Origin of the sequence: Brevibacterium sp. CFH 10365 (assembly GCF_009299785.1) — a bacterium.
GTDB classification, from domain to species: Bacteria; Actinomycetota; Actinomycetes; order Actinomycetales; family Brevibacteriaceae; genus Brevibacterium; species Brevibacterium limosum.
Window position 1 is genome coordinate 216,879 of the sequence record NZ_VIGO01000004.1, and the last position, 17,669, is coordinate 234,547.

The 17,669-nt window shown below is 64.6% G+C and carries 16 protein-coding genes; 10 read left to right on the forward strand and 6 right to left on the reverse strand.

The window, feature by feature from the left end:
• Window position 1 precedes the first annotated feature (1 nt).
• Window positions 2-982 carry a YihY/virulence factor BrkB family protein gene (locus FHG09_RS09600; protein WP_152347429.1) on the reverse strand — a complete coding sequence of 327 codons (981 nt, stop codon included), beginning with the start codon at window positions 980-982 and terminating at the stop codon, window positions 2-4.
• Window positions 979-2,064, reverse strand: coding sequence for an AI-2E family transporter (locus tag FHG09_RS09605; protein ID WP_152347430.1), 1,086 nt, complete (start codon window positions 2,062-2,064; stop codon window positions 979-981). Before FHG09_RS09605 ends, FHG09_RS09600 begins: the two co-directional genes overlap by 4 nt.
• Before the next feature lie 122 nt (window positions 2,065-2,186).
• On the opposite strand from FHG09_RS09605, the gene FHG09_RS09610 reads away from it, so the two are divergent.
• From FHG09_RS09610 to FHG09_RS09630, 5 genes are all read left to right on the forward strand, one after another.
• Complete coding sequence (locus FHG09_RS09610; protein WP_227492671.1) at window positions 2,187-3,332, forward strand: phosphatase PAP2 family protein; 1,146 nt, start codon at window positions 2,187-2,189, stop codon at window positions 3,330-3,332.
• A 162-nt stretch (window positions 3,333-3,494) separates the two neighbouring features.
• The gene (locus tag FHG09_RS09615) at window positions 3,495-5,186 is read left to right on the forward strand and encodes a DEAD/DEAH box helicase (RefSeq protein WP_152347431.1); all 1,692 of its coding nucleotides are present in this window, start codon (window positions 3,495-3,497) and stop codon (window positions 5,184-5,186) included.
• A gap of 105 nt (window positions 5,187-5,291) precedes the next feature.
• Entirely contained in the window at window positions 5,292-5,870 is a 579-nt protein-coding gene (locus FHG09_RS09620; RefSeq protein ID WP_152347432.1) for a MarR family winged helix-turn-helix transcriptional regulator, read from the forward strand.
• 13 nt (window positions 5,871-5,883) lie between these two features.
• Window positions 5,884-7,341 (forward strand): cryptochrome/photolyase family protein, encoded by a 1,458-nt coding sequence (locus FHG09_RS09625; protein WP_193627341.1) that lies wholly within the window; start codon window positions 5,884-5,886, stop codon window positions 7,339-7,341.
• On the forward strand, window positions 7,338-8,204 hold the full coding sequence (locus FHG09_RS09630; protein ID WP_152347433.1) for an NAD-dependent dehydratase: 867 nt from the start codon (window positions 7,338-7,340) through the stop codon (window positions 8,202-8,204). The genes FHG09_RS09625 and FHG09_RS09630 overlap by 4 nt, the downstream gene beginning before the upstream one ends.
• A gap of 23 nt (window positions 8,205-8,227) precedes the next feature.
• Here the strand turns inward: FHG09_RS09630 and FHG09_RS09635 are convergent, their stop codons facing one another.
• Complete coding sequence (locus FHG09_RS09635; RefSeq protein WP_152347434.1) at window positions 8,228-9,778, reverse strand: SDR family oxidoreductase; 1,551 nt, start codon at window positions 9,776-9,778, stop codon at window positions 8,228-8,230.
• Between the two features lie 98 nt (window positions 9,779-9,876).
• Complete coding sequence (locus tag FHG09_RS09640) at window positions 9,877-10,917, reverse strand: Vms1/Ankzf1 family peptidyl-tRNA hydrolase (protein ID WP_152347435.1); 1,041 nt, start codon at window positions 10,915-10,917, stop codon at window positions 9,877-9,879.
• Window positions 10,918-11,130: 213 nt separating this feature from the next.
• Between FHG09_RS09640 and FHG09_RS09645 the strand changes: the two genes are divergently transcribed.
• The 3 genes from FHG09_RS09645 to FHG09_RS09655 all read left to right on the forward strand — a co-directional run bounded on the left by FHG09_RS09645 (window position 11,131) and on the right by FHG09_RS09655 (window position 14,664).
• On the forward strand, window positions 11,131-11,841 hold the full coding sequence (locus tag FHG09_RS09645; protein ID WP_152347436.1) for a GntR family transcriptional regulator: 711 nt from the start codon (window positions 11,131-11,133) through the stop codon (window positions 11,839-11,841).
• Between the two features lie 178 nt (window positions 11,842-12,019).
• Window positions 12,020-13,315, forward strand: a complete 1,296-nt coding sequence (gene lhgO / locus FHG09_RS09650; RefSeq protein ID WP_227492672.1) for an L-2-hydroxyglutarate oxidase — start codon at window positions 12,020-12,022, stop codon at window positions 13,313-13,315.
• A gap of 5 nt (window positions 13,316-13,320) precedes the next feature.
• Window positions 13,321-14,664 carry an MFS transporter gene (locus FHG09_RS09655; RefSeq protein WP_152347437.1) on the forward strand — a complete coding sequence of 448 codons (1,344 nt, stop codon included), beginning with the start codon at window positions 13,321-13,323 and terminating at the stop codon, window positions 14,662-14,664.
• Window positions 14,665-15,220: 556 nt separating this feature from the next.
• Here FHG09_RS09655 and FHG09_RS19815 read toward each other — a convergent pair.
• Window positions 15,221-15,394, reverse strand: coding sequence for a hypothetical protein (locus FHG09_RS19815; protein ID WP_193627342.1), 174 nt, complete (start codon window positions 15,392-15,394; stop codon window positions 15,221-15,223).
• 135 nt (window positions 15,395-15,529) lie between these two features.
• Between FHG09_RS19815 and FHG09_RS09660 the strand changes: the two genes are divergently transcribed.
• Window positions 15,530-15,757 (forward strand): hypothetical protein, encoded by a 228-nt coding sequence (locus FHG09_RS09660; protein WP_152347438.1) that lies wholly within the window; start codon window positions 15,530-15,532, stop codon window positions 15,755-15,757.
• A gap of 12 nt (window positions 15,758-15,769) precedes the next feature.
• On the opposite strand, the gene FHG09_RS09665 is transcribed toward FHG09_RS09660, so the two are convergent.
• Window positions 15,770-16,648 carry an ABC transporter substrate-binding protein gene (locus tag FHG09_RS09665; protein WP_227492673.1) on the reverse strand — a complete coding sequence of 293 codons (879 nt, stop codon included), beginning with the start codon at window positions 16,646-16,648 and terminating at the stop codon, window positions 15,770-15,772.
• Between the two features lie 276 nt (window positions 16,649-16,924).
• On the opposite strand from FHG09_RS09665, the gene FHG09_RS09670 reads away from it, so the two are divergent.
• Complete coding sequence (locus tag FHG09_RS09670; protein ID WP_152347440.1) at window positions 16,925-17,650, forward strand: helix-turn-helix domain-containing protein; 726 nt, start codon at window positions 16,925-16,927, stop codon at window positions 17,648-17,650.
• Window positions 17,651-17,669: the final 19 nt, after the last annotated feature.

Genomic DNA, 17,669 nt, shown 5'->3' on the forward strand with positions numbered 1-17,669 from the left:
GTCAGCGGCCCGGGACCTGGTTCCTGGGCCCCGGGCCGCTGTGACTGCTGTCAGCAGTGCGCCGGCGACTGTCTCCGTTCGGCTGACCGGCACTCGTCGGACGTCGGAACAGCTCGTCTGCGGCACCGTCGGACTGCCGCTGACGCTCGCGTTCGATCTCGGCGTCGAACTCGGCGCCGAGGAGCAGCGAGAGGTTGACCATCCATACCCAGGCGAGGCCGACGATCACTCCCCCGATCGAGCCATAGGTGACGTTGTAGCTGCTGAAGTTGTTGATGTAGAGAACGAAGCAGGCCGACACGGCAAGCAGCACGAGCAGAGCCACGAACGCGCCGAGGCTGACCCACCGGAACTTCGGCTGCCTGACGTTCGGGGTCACGTAGTAGAGCAGAGCGATGAGCAGCATGACGAAGAAGACGAAGACCGGCCATCTGACCACGTTCCAGATCAGCAGGGCAGTCGCGCCCATTCCGATGAGCTCGCCGAGCGTTTCGGCGATGGGCCCGGACAGCACGAGCAGCAGCCCCAGAGCGGCCAGGACGAGAAGCGTCACCACGGTCATCAGCAGCATGAGCGGCTTGAACTTCCAATAGGGTCGGGTCTCCTCGACCCGGTAGACGGCGTTCAGGGCACGACCGAACGCGCCGACGTATTTCGACGACGACCAGATCGCCAGCAGCAGGCTGCCGATGAGGGTGGCTCCGGCCGCGGACGACTCGGTGAGTTCGACGATGAACGGGCGGATCGCCGCGGCCGCCTCGGCCGAGACTCCGTGGACCAGGGAGAGCACCGCCTTCGTGGTCGACTCGGCCTCCCCGATCACGCCGAGCAGCGAGACCATGGCGAGGATGGCCGGTGCCGCAGAGAGCAGAGCGTAGAAGCCCAGGCCGGCCGCTCTGTCGAGACACTCGTCTTCGAGCAGACGCCGAAGAGCGCCCTTGACGATCCGCACTCGATTCAGCCGTGGCGAGGCCCGTCTCATTGCATTCCCACTCTGTAGTCCTTGGCCGCGTGGATCATCGAGTTGAGAGTCGCGATCACCGGCACGGAGAAGAAAGCCCCGGCGACGCCCGCGACCGCTGCTCCCGCTGTCACCCCGAGGATCACCGCCAGGGGATGGATCTTCACTGTGGGTCCTGTCAGCCACGGCTGCAGGACGTGGCTTTCGAGCTGCTGAACGACGATGACGATCCCGAGCATGATCAGGCCGTGCACCCAGCCGTTGAAGAGCAGCGCCAAGCCCACCGCGACCGCGCCGCCCACGATCGCTCCGACGAACGGCACGAAGGCCCCGAGGAAGACCACTATCGCGATCGGCACCGCCAATGGGACCCCGAGGATCAGTGCGCCCACTCCGATCCCGATCGCATCGCTGGCCGCGACGACAAGCTGGATCCGAATGAAGTCCGTCAGCGTCTTCCACCCGGCCTCGCCGGCCGCGGAGATCCGCGCATGCGCCTTCTTCGGCCAGATGTTGACGACCCAGGTCCAGATACCCCGTCCGTCGATGAGCGCGAAGAGGGTGACGAACAGGATGATGAGGACGCCTTCGACGATATGAGCCGCCGTCGTGCCCACTTCGGCGGCCCCGGAGCCGAGACCTTCTGCGTTGTCCTGCAGCCACTTCCCCGAGGAGTCGACGAGACCATTGAGTTTGGCTTCGGTGATTCCGAACGGCTGCATGGCCAAGAACTGCTTCGCCGCGTCCAGGGTCGTCGCCACCTGCTTTTGGATCTCAGGTATCTCACTTCTGATTTGGAAGGTGATGAGGAGGACGAGTCCGGCCAGCAGGCCGAGGACGACCACCCAGACGGTGACCACCGCCAGCCATTTGGGCCACCGATGCCGTTGCAGGAACGTCGACATGGGGACCAGGAGGGCAGAGAGGACGAGTCCGGCCAGGAACGGGATGACTATCTGGGCGACCTGCAGAGCGACGAAGATCGCAACTGTGATCCCCGCGATGATCACCAGCAGATATCCGGTGAAGCGGGCACCGAGTTTGAGTCCCTCGGGAATCGGGTCATCGCGATTCGGAGTCGGGTTCAATGGACCTTCTGTCATGGCCCAACACTAATGCCGCGAGGCACACAGTGGGTGGACCGTTCTGTTCTGGCCCGTTTGCGGTCAGCCGGCTCCGAGGGAAATCCGAAGAAGCACTAAAGCTGGATCAGTACGGTGTTCCGATGACCAGAATGCGACGTTGGCCCTACACGTTTGCCATGGCGCTCTCCCTGCTCGTCGGAGCGGCCGCCGTGGTCTCGTCCCTCTATCTCGATCTCCCGCTGCGGGACCCCGACGGTTTCCTCGGACCCTCATACATCCGTCTGCCCCTGCTGGCTCTCGGGTTCATCGGCGTCGGGCTGATCGTGGAGGCGGTGAGACGCAGCGGGTGGCGGAACCTGCCCGCCGCTGTCATCGACACCGTCAAGAAGGAGTGGAACACGCACCGTCTGCTGTGCATCGGCACCGGGCTGCTCAGCTTCTACGTCTGCTACGTCGCCTACCGCAATCTCAAGAGTGTGCTGCCGGTCTATCGTGAAGGCACTCTCTATGACCGGCAGCTGCTCCACCTCGACTCCTGGCTCGTCGGGGGCCATAACCCAGCGGTGGTGCTCCACGAACTGCTCGGCACCCACATCATGGCGAATGTGCTCTCGATTGCCTACCTCGCCTATCTTCCGCTCATTCCGATCAGCCTCGGTGCGTTCCTCGTCCTCAGCCGCAACCATGCCATCGGCGCCTGGTATGCGACGACCCTGTCTCTCAACTGGGTTCTCGGGACCGTCAGCTACTACCTCCTGCCCTCGGTCGGACCGGCGTTCAGCAACCCCGAGGCCTACCAGGCACTGCCCGACACCGGAGTCAGTCAACTCCAGGACTCTCTGATGACGACCCGTCTCGACTATCTCAGCAATCCCCTGGGCAGCGACTCCATTCAGGGTGTGGCGGCGTTCGCATCACTCCACGTCTCTGTGACCTTCGCCGCAGCCCTGTTCATGACGCGGACGAATCAGAGGCCGGCCGTCCGAGCGATCGCCTGGATCTTCTTCGCCATCACCATCCTGGCCACCCTCTACTTCGGGTGGCATTACATCCTCGACGACATCGCGGGCCTCGGCATCGGCTGGGCCTCGGTGGCGCTGGGGGCATGGGCCACGGGGCAATACCGGGCACGGCAGCGTCCGGCGGGACTCGCCGTCGACCCCGACCTCGGTGCCGCCGACCCCACCGTCAACCCCGGCCCTCTGACGGGCCCCGCCCCCGTGACCGACCCCGACGCTCGCCCCTCACAAGAGCCGGCCGCCGTTCACCTCGAACGACCGGCTTAGAACCGAGGGGCGCCTCCGATGTATACTGGAACCACTTGCGAACCCGTTCTCGGGTTCCCTGCGTCGTCAGGACGCCTCGTCACTGCAGCTGGGTGAGATACCCGCGCATGTTTCCGAAGCCGTTTTCTCTCGGCGATCGAGAGCGCCGACAGCGCTCATTCCATGACCGGAAGCGGCTGCCAGCCACCTATTCACGGCACAGGCACGCCCTCCGGCACGTCGAAGGGCCATCCCATCACCACGTCACAGACACACACCAACACCCGCAGCACCGACAACCGCGCCAAGAAGGCCACCCCCGCACCGACGTCGTTCGCCGACCTCGGTGTTCCGGCGAAACTCGTCGACTCCCTTGATCGTGAAGGCAAGACCTCTGCTTTCCCGATCCAGCAGGACACTCTGCCCGACACCTTGGCCGGTCGTGATGTGCTCGGTCGCGGCAAGACCGGGTCCGGCAAGACCCTGGCTTTCTCCATTCCCCTCGTGGCTCGTCTGGCTGAGTCCGGCAAGGGTTCACAGAAGCGTCGCCATCCGCGCGGACTCGTCCTCGCTCCCACTCGTGAGCTCGCCACCCAGATCACCGAGGTCATCGACCCGCTGGCAAAGGCCGTGGGCTTGAGGACGACGACGATCTTCGGCGGCGTCAAGCAGCGCCGACAGGAGACCGCGCTCAACGCCGGCGTCGACATCGTCGTGGCCTGCCCCGGCCGCCTCGAGGACCTGCTGCAGCAGGACATCCTCACGCTCGAGCACATCGAGGTCACCATCCTCGACGAGGCCGACCACATGGCCGACCTCGGCTTCCTTCCCGGAGTCACCCGCATCCTCAAGCAGACCCCGACCGAGGGACAGCGGATGTTCTTCTCCGCCACCTTGGACAACGACGTCGACAAGCTCGTCCGTCGCTTCCTCCATAACGAGGTCCTCCACTCCGTCGACGAGGCGACCTCCCACGTCTCGGCCATGACCCACCACGTGTTCGAGGTCTCGGTCGACGAGAAGAACGCGCTGGTTCACAAACTCGCCTCCGGCACGGGTCGCCGCATTCTCTTCACCCGCACGAAGCACCGGGCCAAGCGCTTCGCCCGACAGCTCACCGCCGCCGGCATCCCCGCCGTCGATCTGCACGGCAACCTGTCCCAGGGGGCGCGCGACCGCAACCTCGCCGCGTTCACCGATGGTGATGCGAAGGTGCTCGTGGCCACGGACATCGCCGCCCGCGGCGTCCACGTCGATTCCGTCGAGCTCGTCGTCCATGTCGATCCCCCGACCGAACACAAGGCCTACCTGCACCGTTCCGGTCGCACCGCGCGGGCCGGCAGCGCCGGCGATGTCGTCACCGTGATGACGCCCGATGAGCGCAAGGACACCCAGGTCCTGCTGCGCAAGGCCGCCATCAAGGCGACCCCGAAGAAGGTCACCGCCGACTCCCCCGAGGTGACCGTACTCGTCGGTAAGATCGCCGAGTACGTCGCACCGCAGCCGAAGGAACCCATCCAGCCGCGGAAGAAGACCGAACCGGCGAAGTCCGGTGGTCGTTCCTCACGCCGTCGCCGAGGCGGTCGCGGCGGCCGCGGTGGAAGCGCTGGCCGCGACGGCGCCGGGGAGAGCACTCGCACGAATTCGCGCAACAGCGAGTCCGGTCGCACTGGTCGGAACAGCCGCAGCGGCGAAGGCAGTCGCCGCCGCGAGACCGGCCGGGGAGGCCGCTCGGGCAATCAGACCTCAGGTGCGCGCACCGGCCAGTCGGCCGGCCGCCGCACCGCAGACTCCCGTGGCACGAGCCCTGAGACCCGTCGCCGCAATCGCGTCCGCACCGGAGGTTCGCAGCAGGTCTACTCGACCAGCAGCTGACATCCTCACGATGTAATAACTCTCCGCATATACTACACTTTGGTGTACTATATGCGGAGAGTTATTCTTCTACGCTCGAGGGGCGGGAATCAGTAGGATTGCGGCATGGAGCCATCGGAGGCCGCGGGCGCTCACGACCCGATCACAGAGAACATGTACACCGGATCGCAGAACAGCTTTCCCGGCGACCTCATCGACTCCTCCGACCTGTCGAACGCCGACCGCGAGCAGATCGCTCAGCTCATGAACGCGCTTGCCCGACTGCGCGAGGCCGAGCGCACCCTCTCCGAGGCTTCGCGCAGATTCATGAAGCTCAGCGAACAGGACATGCGTGCGCTGCACTATCTCATCGCAGCGAAGCGGCAGAACGCGGTTGTGACCCCGAAGATGCTGTCTGCCCACATGGTCATGTCGGCGGCCTCGGTGACGAAGCTGATCAATCGCCTGGAGCGGGAGGGACATGTCATCAGGAAGCTGCACCCCAGCGATCGTCGGGCATACGCCATCGACGTCACCGCGGAGACCGCGCGCTCGGCGCGAGAGACCGTGGGACGCGCCCAGGCCAGACGAATCCATGCCGCCGCCCACCTCACCAGCCGCGAACGCGATGCCGTCATCCGCTTCCTCGACGGCATGGCCGAGGAGCTGTCGCTGAGCAACGCCGACTGGGCGAAGCAGCTGTGAACGGAGCTTGCCGGTGAGCCACGACCGTGAGCACCTGACCCTCGTCTGGTTCCGCGACGACCTGCGCGTCGACGACCACGAGGCACTGACGGCCGCCCGCGCCGACGGTCAGGTCATCGGCCTCTGGATCAGAGAGTGCCGCGACGACGACGGACTGGGCCCCCGACCGCTGGGCGGAGCCGCCCGCTGGTGGGCACACGAGTCTCTGCTCGCCCTGGAGTCAGAACTCGCGGAGCTCGGGATCCCGCTGATCTTCGCCGCCGGCTCTGCCGCGGACATCGTCCCCCGAGCCGCCGCGGACCTGAAGGTCAATGCCGTCCGCTGGTCGCGCCGCTACGCACCGGCCTCCCGTGACCTCGACGCGCTGATCAAGACGCGGCTGACCGATGCCGGGTGTCCGGCGCACTCCCATTGCGGTGCGCTTCTCGTCGAACCCTGGACGATCAGCCCGCAGGGCGGAGACTTCTACAAGGTCTTCACTCCGTTCTTCAAAGCCGTCCGCGATCGCACGGTCGGCGACGTCCTCCCGCCGCCTGCCGAACAGAAGCCTCTGTCCGAAGCTCGACGGAAATCCCTGGACGGGCACCACTGGGTGCGCAGCCTCGACGGTCTCGGTCTGCTCGACGGGACCGATACGGGCTCCGGCGATTTCGCTTCGGCTCGGACTCCGCAATGGTGGCGCACGACCGTGGCCGAGCACTGGAACCCCGGATGCCGGGAGGCTCTCCGGAGACTGCAGGAACTGAGCGAGGCCATCGACGACTACGCCGAGTCGCACGATGTCCCGGCCGACCCCGACAGCACGTCGGGCCTGTCGCCGCGACTGCGCTTCGGCGAACTCTCCCCGCGGCAGCTGCTGGCCACTGCACTGGACGTACCGGAGGTGAGCGAAGACGATCGGCACGCATGGATCCGACAGCTCTACTGGCGAGAGTTCTCCTGGCACCTGACCTACCACCTGCCGAACATCGAGACCGAGCCGATGCGACCGGAATTCGCACGCTTCCCCTACGAGGACGACCCCGAGGCGCTCGAGCATTGGCAAGATGGCACGACCGGGATCCCACTCGTCGATGCCGGCATGGCTCAGCTGTGGCAGACCGGGTGGATGCACAATCGGGTGCGGATGGCCACGGCGAGCTTCCTGACGAAGAATCTGCTCGTCCACTGGTGGCACGGCGAACAGTGGTTCTGGGACACGCTCGTCGACGCCGATGAAGCCAACAACCCGGTGTCGTGGCAATGGGTGGCCGGCTGCGGAGCCGATGCGGCACCGTATTTCCGGATCTTCAATCCCGAACGCCAGCGCGAGCGCTTCGACCCAGATGGAGAGTACGTCAACCGGTGGCTGGGACACGGCCCGGGCGGCCTCGCTCCGGCAGAGCGAGACCACGAGCCGATCGTCGATCTCAGAACGTCGCGTCAGGCGGCGTTAGCTGCCTATGACCGCATGAAGAGCGAGGCGGAATGAGCACGTCGACACCCCGGAGGATTCTTCTGGCCGGATGCGGAGACCTGGGCACGCGGCTGGGCCTGCGGCTGGTCGACCAGGGGCACGACGTGATCGGGCTGCGCCGCCGTGTCGCCGATCTTCCCGATGTATTCGAGACCATCAGCATGGACCTCTCCCGTCTCGGAGCTCCGGGCCGCAGTGATGCAGAAGTCCCTGTCCGCAGCGATTCGCGTTTGGTCGATCTTGACGCGGTTGTCATCACTCTCACCCCGGACGAGCCGACCCGGGCCGGATACGAACACTCGTACCTCTACGGGCTGAGGGGACTTGCCCGCGTGCTCGAGTCACAGCCGGGCCGAGTCGTGCTCGTCTCCTCCACGCGCGTCCTCGCCGAGGATCCGACGCAGGTGATCACCGAAGACGCTCCGATCGCCCCAGCGCCCGGGCCCGGTGAAGTCATCGCCGCAGTCGAAGCCGAGGCGGCGGAACTCTTCGACGCCCTCACGATCCTGCGTCCAGCAGGCATCTACGGTCCGGGCCGCACCCGCCTGATCGACACCGTCAGGCACGGGCGGCAACTCAATCATCAGCGGTGGACGAACCGCGTTCACCGAGACGACCTCGTTCGGGGCCTCGAGTGCTTGGCCCTCACCCCGGAACCGCCGGGGCTGGTCCACGCTGTCGACTCCCTGCCTGCTCAGCTGGGGGATGTCGCCGCCTTCATCGCCGACCGTCTCGGGGTTTCCGTTCCCGGCCATGTCGAGAACGAGAGGCCGGGCGGCAGACGAATCGACGGGTGTGGCTTCCGCTCGCTCGTGGGCGAACTCAGCTTCCCCACCTATCGGGACGGCTTCGCATCGATGCTGACAGAAAGCCCCTGATCACCCGCTGATCCGGGGATCATTCACCGTCGCATACGACGCCGTGCCTCGGCGGCGATGTTCTTCGCCATCGCGGGAAAGATGAACCGATGAAACGGGGCGACGAGGGCCCAGTAGATGCGACCGCGCACTCCGGTGGGGATGAACGTCGCTGTCTGGTGATACTCACAGCCTCCGGCTGAGTCTGTCAGAGTGAATTCGAGCCAGGCGTGGCCGGAGACCTTCATCTCGGCCCGCAGCAGCAGACGAGAGTTCCGCTCCAGCTGTTCGACTCTCCACCAGTCGACGGGATCGCCGATGCGCAGGGTGTCCGGCAGCCGTCGACCCCGGTTGAGGCCGGCGCCTCCGACTGCTTTGTCCCAGATCCCGCGAACCCTCCAGGCCAGCGGCCAGGAGTACCATCCGTTGGATCCGCCGACGCCTTCGACCACGGGCCACACCTCGGCGGTCGAGAGACCTGCGATCGTCGTCGACCGTTCATCGGTGAAGATGCGCCGGCCCGACCACTGCGGATCATTGGGCAGCGGCTGGGCCGCCTCGTCGAGCCCACCGGCGTCGGCGTCCCAGTTCGTATCCACCGCGCCTTCGACTTCACGACGCAATGCGAGCCGGACGGCGTCGCCGAATTCGATGAGACCGGATTCGGGCGGCCGGATGACCTCATCGACCTCGTGCGACGAGGCCACCGCATCCTCCTGCAGAGACTGGACGAGCGGCAGTGTGAGAGCGAACGGCAGCGGAGTGACCAGTCCGACCCAGATGCCTGACAGGGTCGGCGCGGGAAGCGGCAGTGCGATGACATGACGGGGCTTGAGCCCCGCGACGGCGGCAAAGGCCCGCATCACGTCGGCATAGGTGAGGATCTGGCGCGAACCGATATCGAAGGAGCGGTTGACCGCCCCCTCCACATCGGCGGCGGAGAGAAGATAGTAGAGCGCGTCACGCACCGACAGCGGCTCGACACGGTTGGCCACCCAGTCCGGTGCCGGCATCCACCTGAAGGTCAGAGCGAGATGGCGAACCATCTCGAACGAAGCAGAGCCGGAGCCGATGATGATGCCGGCGTTGAAGACGATCGCGTCGACCTCGGAGTCGAGCAGAATGCGGCCGACGTTCGCCCGTGAGCGCATATGCTTCGACAGCTCACGTCCCTCCGGATGAAGCCCTCCGAGGTAGACGATGCGGCGCACGCCGGCAGAGGCGGCCGCGCTGGCGAAGCGCCTGGCCGCTTCGGCCTCGGCCGCCTCGAAGTCCCCACCGGAGCCCATGGAATGCACCAGGTAATAGGCCGTATCGATGCCGTCGAGGCTGTCATCGAGACCGCGACCGGTGTCGAGGTCGACGGTTCTCACGTCGACGTCAGCCGCCCATGGGACCTGCTTGAGCTTCTCCGGTCGCCGCACCCCCGCCCGCACCTCGTGACCGGCCTGCAGCAGGCGAGGCACAAGGCGACCGCCGATGTAGCCGGTCGCCCCGAGCACGAGGACGCGGCGCGGGGTCCGGGTCTGTCGGATGACTTCGTCGCCGGGCGACTTCGAGTTGTGCGGGGTCGAGCGTTTCGTCGGGCGATTCATCAGAGGGTCCTTCCGGCCTGCCGAGATCGGCTGTCATGGACCAACCCTACACAGTTTATTAACTCTTTGGTTACTATCTACCAGCAGATAGTTGCGTCTCAGTCCGCCAGCGCAGCGCCGACGTCGTAGCGGAGGATCGCAGCGATGCCTTCGGGCATCGGCTCATGACTGAGCCCGATCTCTGCTGAGGACAGCACAGCTTGGGCGATGATGCCTGCTTCGCCTTCTGCTGCCTCGGCGTCGTCGAGCAGCAGGGTCGCCACCGCACCGCGCTCGACTGCCTTCGCGACTTCGGCGTGGCCTTCGACCGCACGGTCGTGGGCCTTGCTCTCGGCCAGCCGTTCGGAGTTCTCGGCCTCGCGCTCGCCGGCGAGTCTGGTCACGAGTGTTCGCACCGCCACATCGATCGCCTCTTCGGCACCGTCATCGTCGTTGCCGCCTTCTGAGATCTCGTGAAGCAGCTCTTCGGCCCTCACGGACAGTTCGGCCTTGACGACAGTTCTGCCCTGCACTTCTCCTGCCAGCACGACCGCATCAGGCGCGTTCTCCGTGATGAGCCGATCGACGAAGTCGGACACGCTGCGGGCGTTCGCTTTGATGATCTCGTCGACGCGGCGCCGGATCTGGTTGTGCGAGTACGCTCCTCGCCGCGGCTTGTTGATGTCTTCGTCGTTGTCGCCGGTCACGTGGACCGACTCGTTCTCGGTGCGTTCGCGATCCGGAGTCACGCTCAGCTCACGGACGGCCGCACCATCCTGCCCGGCGATGACGAGAACGACGTCGAACTGTCTGCACTCCTGGCGGAGGTAGGCTCCGAGCTCGGGGACGTCTCCGTAGTGCGCCGCGTCGCCATCTCCCAGCGCCGCGTCCCAGTGTTCGTCCAGCAGAACTCCTTGTGAGTTCGCAACGATGGTCCGACCGTCCGTGTGCACCTCGGTGGGTTCATCGACGAGGATGATCGCATCGATGGACTCGAGGAGAGACTCCCCTGCCCCGCTTTCGGACAGCTGGTCTCGCAGCTCCGACCAGCGCAGGCGCAGCTGCGTCTCGGCATCGGCTGAAGGAGTACGACCCTCAAGGTAGACCGTGGCATATGGACCGCCGCTCTCGTAGACCGTGCGCAAGTGACTGTGGTTCATCCCTTGTTCCTCCTCAGCATCTGTGTTCGTCTGTCCGGACCCCGCGGGGACCCGCCGCGCTGTGCGCGGTCTTCTTAGCCTGGCATTGTGCGGAGACCTCTGTAAACAGTCTTGACAATCCTCGCCGGTCCCTTTAGCTGTCCGGGCTCCCGTGAAACCCGACTCCGCCGCCCGCCGATCGGCACCGCCGCACTGACGTGGCAGAATCGAAGCATGTCGATCGTCAACCGTGGGCCGACACTGACCCAACAGACCACAGAACGGCTGCGTCAGGCCATCGTCGACGGCGAGCTGCCCTCCGGAAGCCTCCACTCAGCCACCGCACTCGGAGAATGGCTCGGCGTTTCCCGCACCCCGGTGCGAGAAGCCACGGCTGAACTCGCCCGCCTCGGACTCGTGAGCATCGAGCCGAACCGCGGCATCCGCATCCTCGAAACCGACATCGACTCGCTCATCGACGGGTTCGAACTGCGGATGATCATCGAAGTACCCCTCGCCCGCAAGGCCGCGCTGAGCGACGCCGCGGAGGCGCGGAAGAACCTCGACGACCATTTCGCACAGTTCAGGATCGCGGCGGAAACCGATGACCCCGAGGCGACGCTCCGAGCCGATCGCGACTTCCATTCCGCGGTGCTCGAGATGGCGGGCAACGCCCGTGCCGCGGAGGTACTGCACGAACAGCGCAACATTGTCCTCCAGACCGGGGTGGGCACAGTCCCGACCTCGCGCTCGTGCCAGGAGTGCTTCTCCGATCATGTCGACATATTCGAAGCGATCATGGCGCGCGAGCCTGATGCGGCCGCAGCGGCGATGCGTCGTCACATCTTCAACACCGCCGAGATCCTCATCAGCCAGGAGACTCGACGACGGCCGGAGTTCGGCGCACGCGATCTGCACACTCGGCTCGCCTGGATCACCGCTTGAAGATGTCGCCACCCGTACAGGCGCTCCTATGATCTGACCGGACGTCCGCTCTACGCTCTCCCGCAATGGGCACAGTTCGGATCCTTGAAATGCTAGTTGCATGCTACATGCAAGCTGTTAAGCTACACAGGATGATCATGTGGTGCGGCTCTCACTGCGCCGCTCCGAAAGGAACGGAATGAAGATGACAGAACACAATCAGCGCACAGGACGGTCATTCGCCGTAATCGGCGCCGGAATCAACGGGGCCGCGGTCGCTCGCGAGATCACCCAGCGCTTTCCCGACGCCTCGGTGACCGTCTTCGAGAAGGCCGATCATGTGGCCGCCCATCAGTCGGGCCACAACTCCGGGGTTGTCCATGCTGGCCTCTACTACGAGCCCGGCAGCCTGAAAGCACGTCTGTGCCGGCGCGGGGTCAATCTGCTGCGTGGCTACGCCGCCGCCAAGGGGCTCCCCTACGATGAATGCGGCAAGATAGTCGTCGCACTCCGCCCCGAGGAGGAAGAGCGCCTGCGCAGCATCTTCGAACGCGCAGTTGCCAACGGCGTGCCGGATGTCGAACTCATCGGACCTGAAAGGATCCGAGAGATCGAACCCAATTCCGTCGGGCGTCTCGCCCTGCACTCTCCTCACACCGCGATCACCGATTACGCAGAGATCGCCCGCTCGTTCGTCGACGACGTCCGCAGCAGCGGCGGCACCGTCTGCCTCAACACCGAAGTGATCGACATCGACATCCAACCGAACGGGTGCACTATCACCACGACGGACGGCTCGAGCCGCCGAGGCGGACCTTCGGAACGCAGGGAATACTTCGATTTCGTCATCGCTTGCGCGGGGCTGCAGTCCGACCAGGTCGCCAAGATGGCCGGCGGCGCCGCCCACCCGACGATCATTCCGTTCTTCGGGCAGTATTCCCAGTTGGCACCGGAGCACCGCACCATCCTCAACGGCCTCGTCTACCCTGTGCCCGATCCGGCCTACCCCTTCCTGGGCGTGCACCTGACCAAACGTGTCGATGGGGAGATGCTAGTCGGACCGAACGCGTTCCTCTCCTTCGGACGCGAGAACTACCCAGGTTGGAAGATCGGGGTGAAAGACAGCCTCCGAGTGGCGACTGACCCTGCGTTCTGGAAGTTCGCAGCCCGAAACATGAAGGCGGCCGTGCACGAGTTCGCCGCTGTGCTCTCCCGGAAGAAGTTCCTCGCCGGAGCGGCCGAATACGTGCCATCTTTGCGGGGCGCCGTCTCGAAGCCCATCACCCGAGGCATCCGTGCGCAGGCCATGGATGCAGACGGTGAGCTCATCGACGACTTTGTCATCGAACAGCAAGGCCGCGCCACGCTCATCCGCAATGCACCATCGCCAGGAGCCACCTCATCGATGGCCATCGCCGAGCACATCCTCGACGTCGTCGCCGAAACTCACGGCCTCAATCCCTCATCACAGACCACAGCACAGAAAGACGACTGACCCTCATGACCACTCTTCGCAACGAGGCGAACAGCAATCCGCGCCGCTTCCTCAACGAAAGCCCTCAGGACGAGAAAAAGCGTCTGCGCAAAGTCGCCGTCGCCACGATCGTCGGCACCACTGTCGAATGGTTCGACTTCTACCTTTACGCCACGATGGCATCGATCGTATTCGGCACGATCTTCTTCCCTGAAGGAGACAGCCAGGTAGCCACTCTGTCGGCTTTCGCCACCTTCGCCGTCGGGTTCATCGCTCGCCCCATCGGTGGCATCGTCTTCGGCCACCTCGGTGACCGCCTAGGCCGAAAGAAGGTGCTTGTCATCACCTTCGCCCTCATGGGCATTTCCACCTTCTGTATCGGTCTTCTCCCCACCTACGCAACCATCGGCACATGGGCGCCGATCCTGCTCGTCACCCTGCGGGTGTTCCAAGGCATGGGAGCCGGAGCCGAATACGCCTCGGCCGCCGTCAATTCCTATGAGCATGCTCAGGCCGGTCGTCGAGGACGTCAGGGGTCTTGGCCGGCGCTCGGACTCAACATTGGCCTCGTTCTGTCCTCGGCCACCATCTTCCTCCTCACGCTCAACGGAGACGAGTTCCTCATGAACGGGGGTTGGCGGATTCCATTTATCATCTCCATCGTCCTCGTAGGCGTCGGCATGTGGATCCGTTCCTCATTGCCCGAGTCGCCGGAGTTCGAGGAGAAGGTCGAGAACGAGGAGAAGGTGAAGCCGAAGTTCTCCGATGTCTTCGTCCACCATTGGCGACCGCTGCTCGTGGTCTTTGTCATCGCCATCGGATACAACGCACTCAGCTACATCTTCAAGACGTTCTCATTGGCCTACCTCGACGAATTTCAGGGCGTCTCGGCGAATGTCACTTCCGGGGCCGTCATGGTCGCAGGTCTCGTCGCCATCGTCACCGTCCCGCTCTTCGGCGAGGCCTGCGATCGATTCGGCTCGAAGACGGTGATCATGGGCGGCGGTGCGCTGTCGATGGTGTTCGCCTTCGCCTTCCTCGCCTTGCTGCAGGACTCGAGCACGCTCCTGGTCTACGTGGCCATCGCGATCGGGACCGGTGTGCTGGCCCCGATGATGTTCTCCGCCCAGGGTTCGTTCCTGTCCCGGCAGTTCCCACCGGAATCGCGGTCTGCCGGAGTCGGCACTGCACGTGAGATCGGCACAGCCGTCGCTGGCGGCCTGGCACCGCTCGGCGCCCTGTCGTTGGTCGTTTCATCGCCGACGAATTCCACTGTAGGAGTCGGCTGGGTGCTCGTGGCCGCGGGCATGTTGGTCGTCATCGGAGCGCTGTTCGATCAGGGCAGGCGGTACACCACAGAACGGAACTAGCACCGAAGAGGGCGAACACCTCACGGGCGCGGACTTCGAATACACGAGGTCCGCGTCTGCTCTCTGTGAGTGACCTGCAGCGGCTGAGGGGTGTGATGCCTCAATCTAACGTGGACCGCAAGCTGATCTGCTCGTCAGTCGAGGAGGCGCTATGTCCGCCGAAGAAGCAGGTCGAGACGTCCCTATGAGCGTGGTCGACCGATCCAGCGCGCGGCTCTCACCCGTCCTCAACCGCCGCCGCTTCAAGGATCGCGGATATGTCTCTCACCGAGGTTGCCGAAGGGATCCATCGCATCGACGACTCGTACTCCCTTGGCCGCCGCTCAGCACTGCAAAGTGCTCCTGAGACTGGCGACCCGAGTCGTCGAAGATCGAGGGATGGCGGTTGCTGTGACCTGCCCTGTGGCGCTGAGAGTCAGGGAGTTCACCACATGATGGTGGAGACGCTGGCCGCTGAGAAAGACTCCGAGGACTCACAGCCCGCCTAAGAAGGATCAGCGCGACGGCGCAGGGCCCGGCACCTATGCTTCGGTGCCGGGCCCTGCGATCTCGGGAGTCAGTAGTGTGCTGGCGGATCGCTCGCGGGGAACGACTCTTCCTCCCACTCATCGACCAGTTCATCCTCGTGCTGCTTCGACGCGGAATCCGTGCCAGGCTTTTCCGCAACATCGTCTTTGGCTTCCTCGGGGACCTTTGTCGGTTCCTTCTCGTCTTCGCTGGAATCGCTCATCACGATCATCCCTTCTCTATCGAGTGTATGAACCTATGCTGACACTGTTTCAGGCGACTCGAAAGGGGTGCCGCTCGGCACGGGCCCCACGTAGACTGATCATCCATCCGCGCTCTCCAGCGAAAGGTGACCAGAATGTCGACCGAAGACAGCGCCGAAGGCAGCACTGCAGACAGCATGCGCAAGGCTACGGAGAATCTCGATCACAGTGCCGGTGCCGCACCCTCGTCGGAGTACCTCGACAAGGTGGACACCGACGATTTCGGTCGCTCCGACGACACCGTTGATGATGAGAACCGCGAGGAAGATGAGAACGCCGACGAGGAAGACGCGTCGACCGATCCGCCGTCGACAGATTCCTGATCGCCTTCGTCGTCACTGCGTCGCGGGGAACATCTCCTCAACGATATCGAGCAGAGCCATCGCCTCGTCGTAGTCGCCGCGCATCGACCAGTACGGGAGGTCGTGGACCTGACCGGATTCGAAGGCAGGGACGCGATCGTACGGCGCTTCGTCCTTGAGGTCGTCGACGCCGATGCTCGCATTGTTGAAGCCGACCACGAAGACCGTCTCGGAGCGGAGGACGTCGGGCAGCACCTCGAGCGATGGCCCGAACATGTCTCCGCCCGCAGTGTAGGGTTCGATGTCGTTCTCTTCGAACAGCGGAGCAGTCGTGAAGCCGAGCGGTTCGAGCTCCGCTGACAGGCTCTTGTCCTCGATGAGGATGTAGGGCGCGTCCTTGCTGTCGAGCGTGAGGATGGAGATCTCACCCTCGGGGATCGAGATGTTGTCCTGCACCTCGGCGACTCGATCCTCATACGCGGATTCGAGCTTCTCATAGTCCGCCTCTCGGCCCAGCACGTCGGAGGCGATGAAGGAGAACTGGTCCTGCCAGGTCTGCTTGTCTCCGGACACGAGCACCGTGGGCGCCACTTCCTGCAGCCTGTCGTAGGCATCGGTCGCATGCTTGAGCGGGAACCCGATGCCTCCGGCGATGATGAGGTCAGGATCGGCCGCGATGATGGCCTCCAGGTCGAATCCGTCGTTGCTCCACGGAAGGAACTCGGTTCCCTGAGCTTCGGCCTTCTCAGACCAGAACGGTGAGAACTCCCCGTCGGATTCAGTCACCTCGGGAGTCGTGGCGACGACCGGCACGTCGAGGTCGAAGAGATAGCCGGTGAGGGCGTAGTTGAGCACGACCACCTTCTTCGGGTCCTCGGGAACTTCGACCTCTCCCTGTTCGGTTGCAACCATACGGGTCTCGGATCCGTTCGCCGAGGGGCCATCGTCGGACGCATCCGAGGGACCAGCACAGGCGCTGATGAGCAGGAGACTTGCGCCCACAAGGAGCGCACTGGTTCGACGGAGCAAAGACATTGACTACCTCTGTTGGCTGGCTCGGGACTAAGATCAGAGAACATAGCCCAGCCTAACCAAACTTTCCGTTCTACCTGCGACAAAGGCGACATCATCCCTCGACCAGCGCGACACACTCGACTGCGACGCAACGACAGCAAGACAGAACGACCGGTGCTCCTCACCGGCCATGACTGGCACAGCCATTCGTACCCGCTGCTCATTCATGTCATCAGCGGCTGCGTAGACGTACATCTGCGCGGGCACGGGTTCCAACCGACGCAACTCAGCCTCTCCGCTGAGGCCAGCCTGTGGTTGGGCTCGGGCGTCGACCACTCGGTCACGGCGAAAGCGGACTCCATCATGCTCGGCCCGCGACTGTCACCGCAGACGGAACCGCCCGAGGGGTTCCTGCATATCCGCCGATCGACCGCCATCCGCGAAACCGCTCTGCTCATCCTCGCCTCGTCTCCGAGCTGCGAGGCCGAGCGCAGGCCACTCAGGGAATCCCTCGACGCAGAGCTGAGCACTTTCGCCGTCGATGACTTCCCCATTCCGGAACCGCAGCACCGCTCGGTGAGAGCGATCATGGACGACCCCATGAGCCTGGTGGTGCCGCTGACCGCCGTCGCCGCGCGATATGCGATGAGCAAACGGCACGTCGAGCGGATCGTCAAAGACGATCTCGGCATGTCTTTCGTGCAGTGGAGGACGCGGAGACGACTCAACCTGGCCCTGCGCAGAATCCGCGCGGGATCGACAGTTGCCTCGGCTGCCAGGTCCGTCGGCTACCGCGGATCCGATGGACTCATCAGGGCAGCCGGCCGCCTCACCCATCTCACCCGCCGGGAGCTCTCCGGCGACTTGGCAGGTGCTGTCAGGGCCACCCGCAGAAGGTGAGCTATCCGGCTGAGAGTGT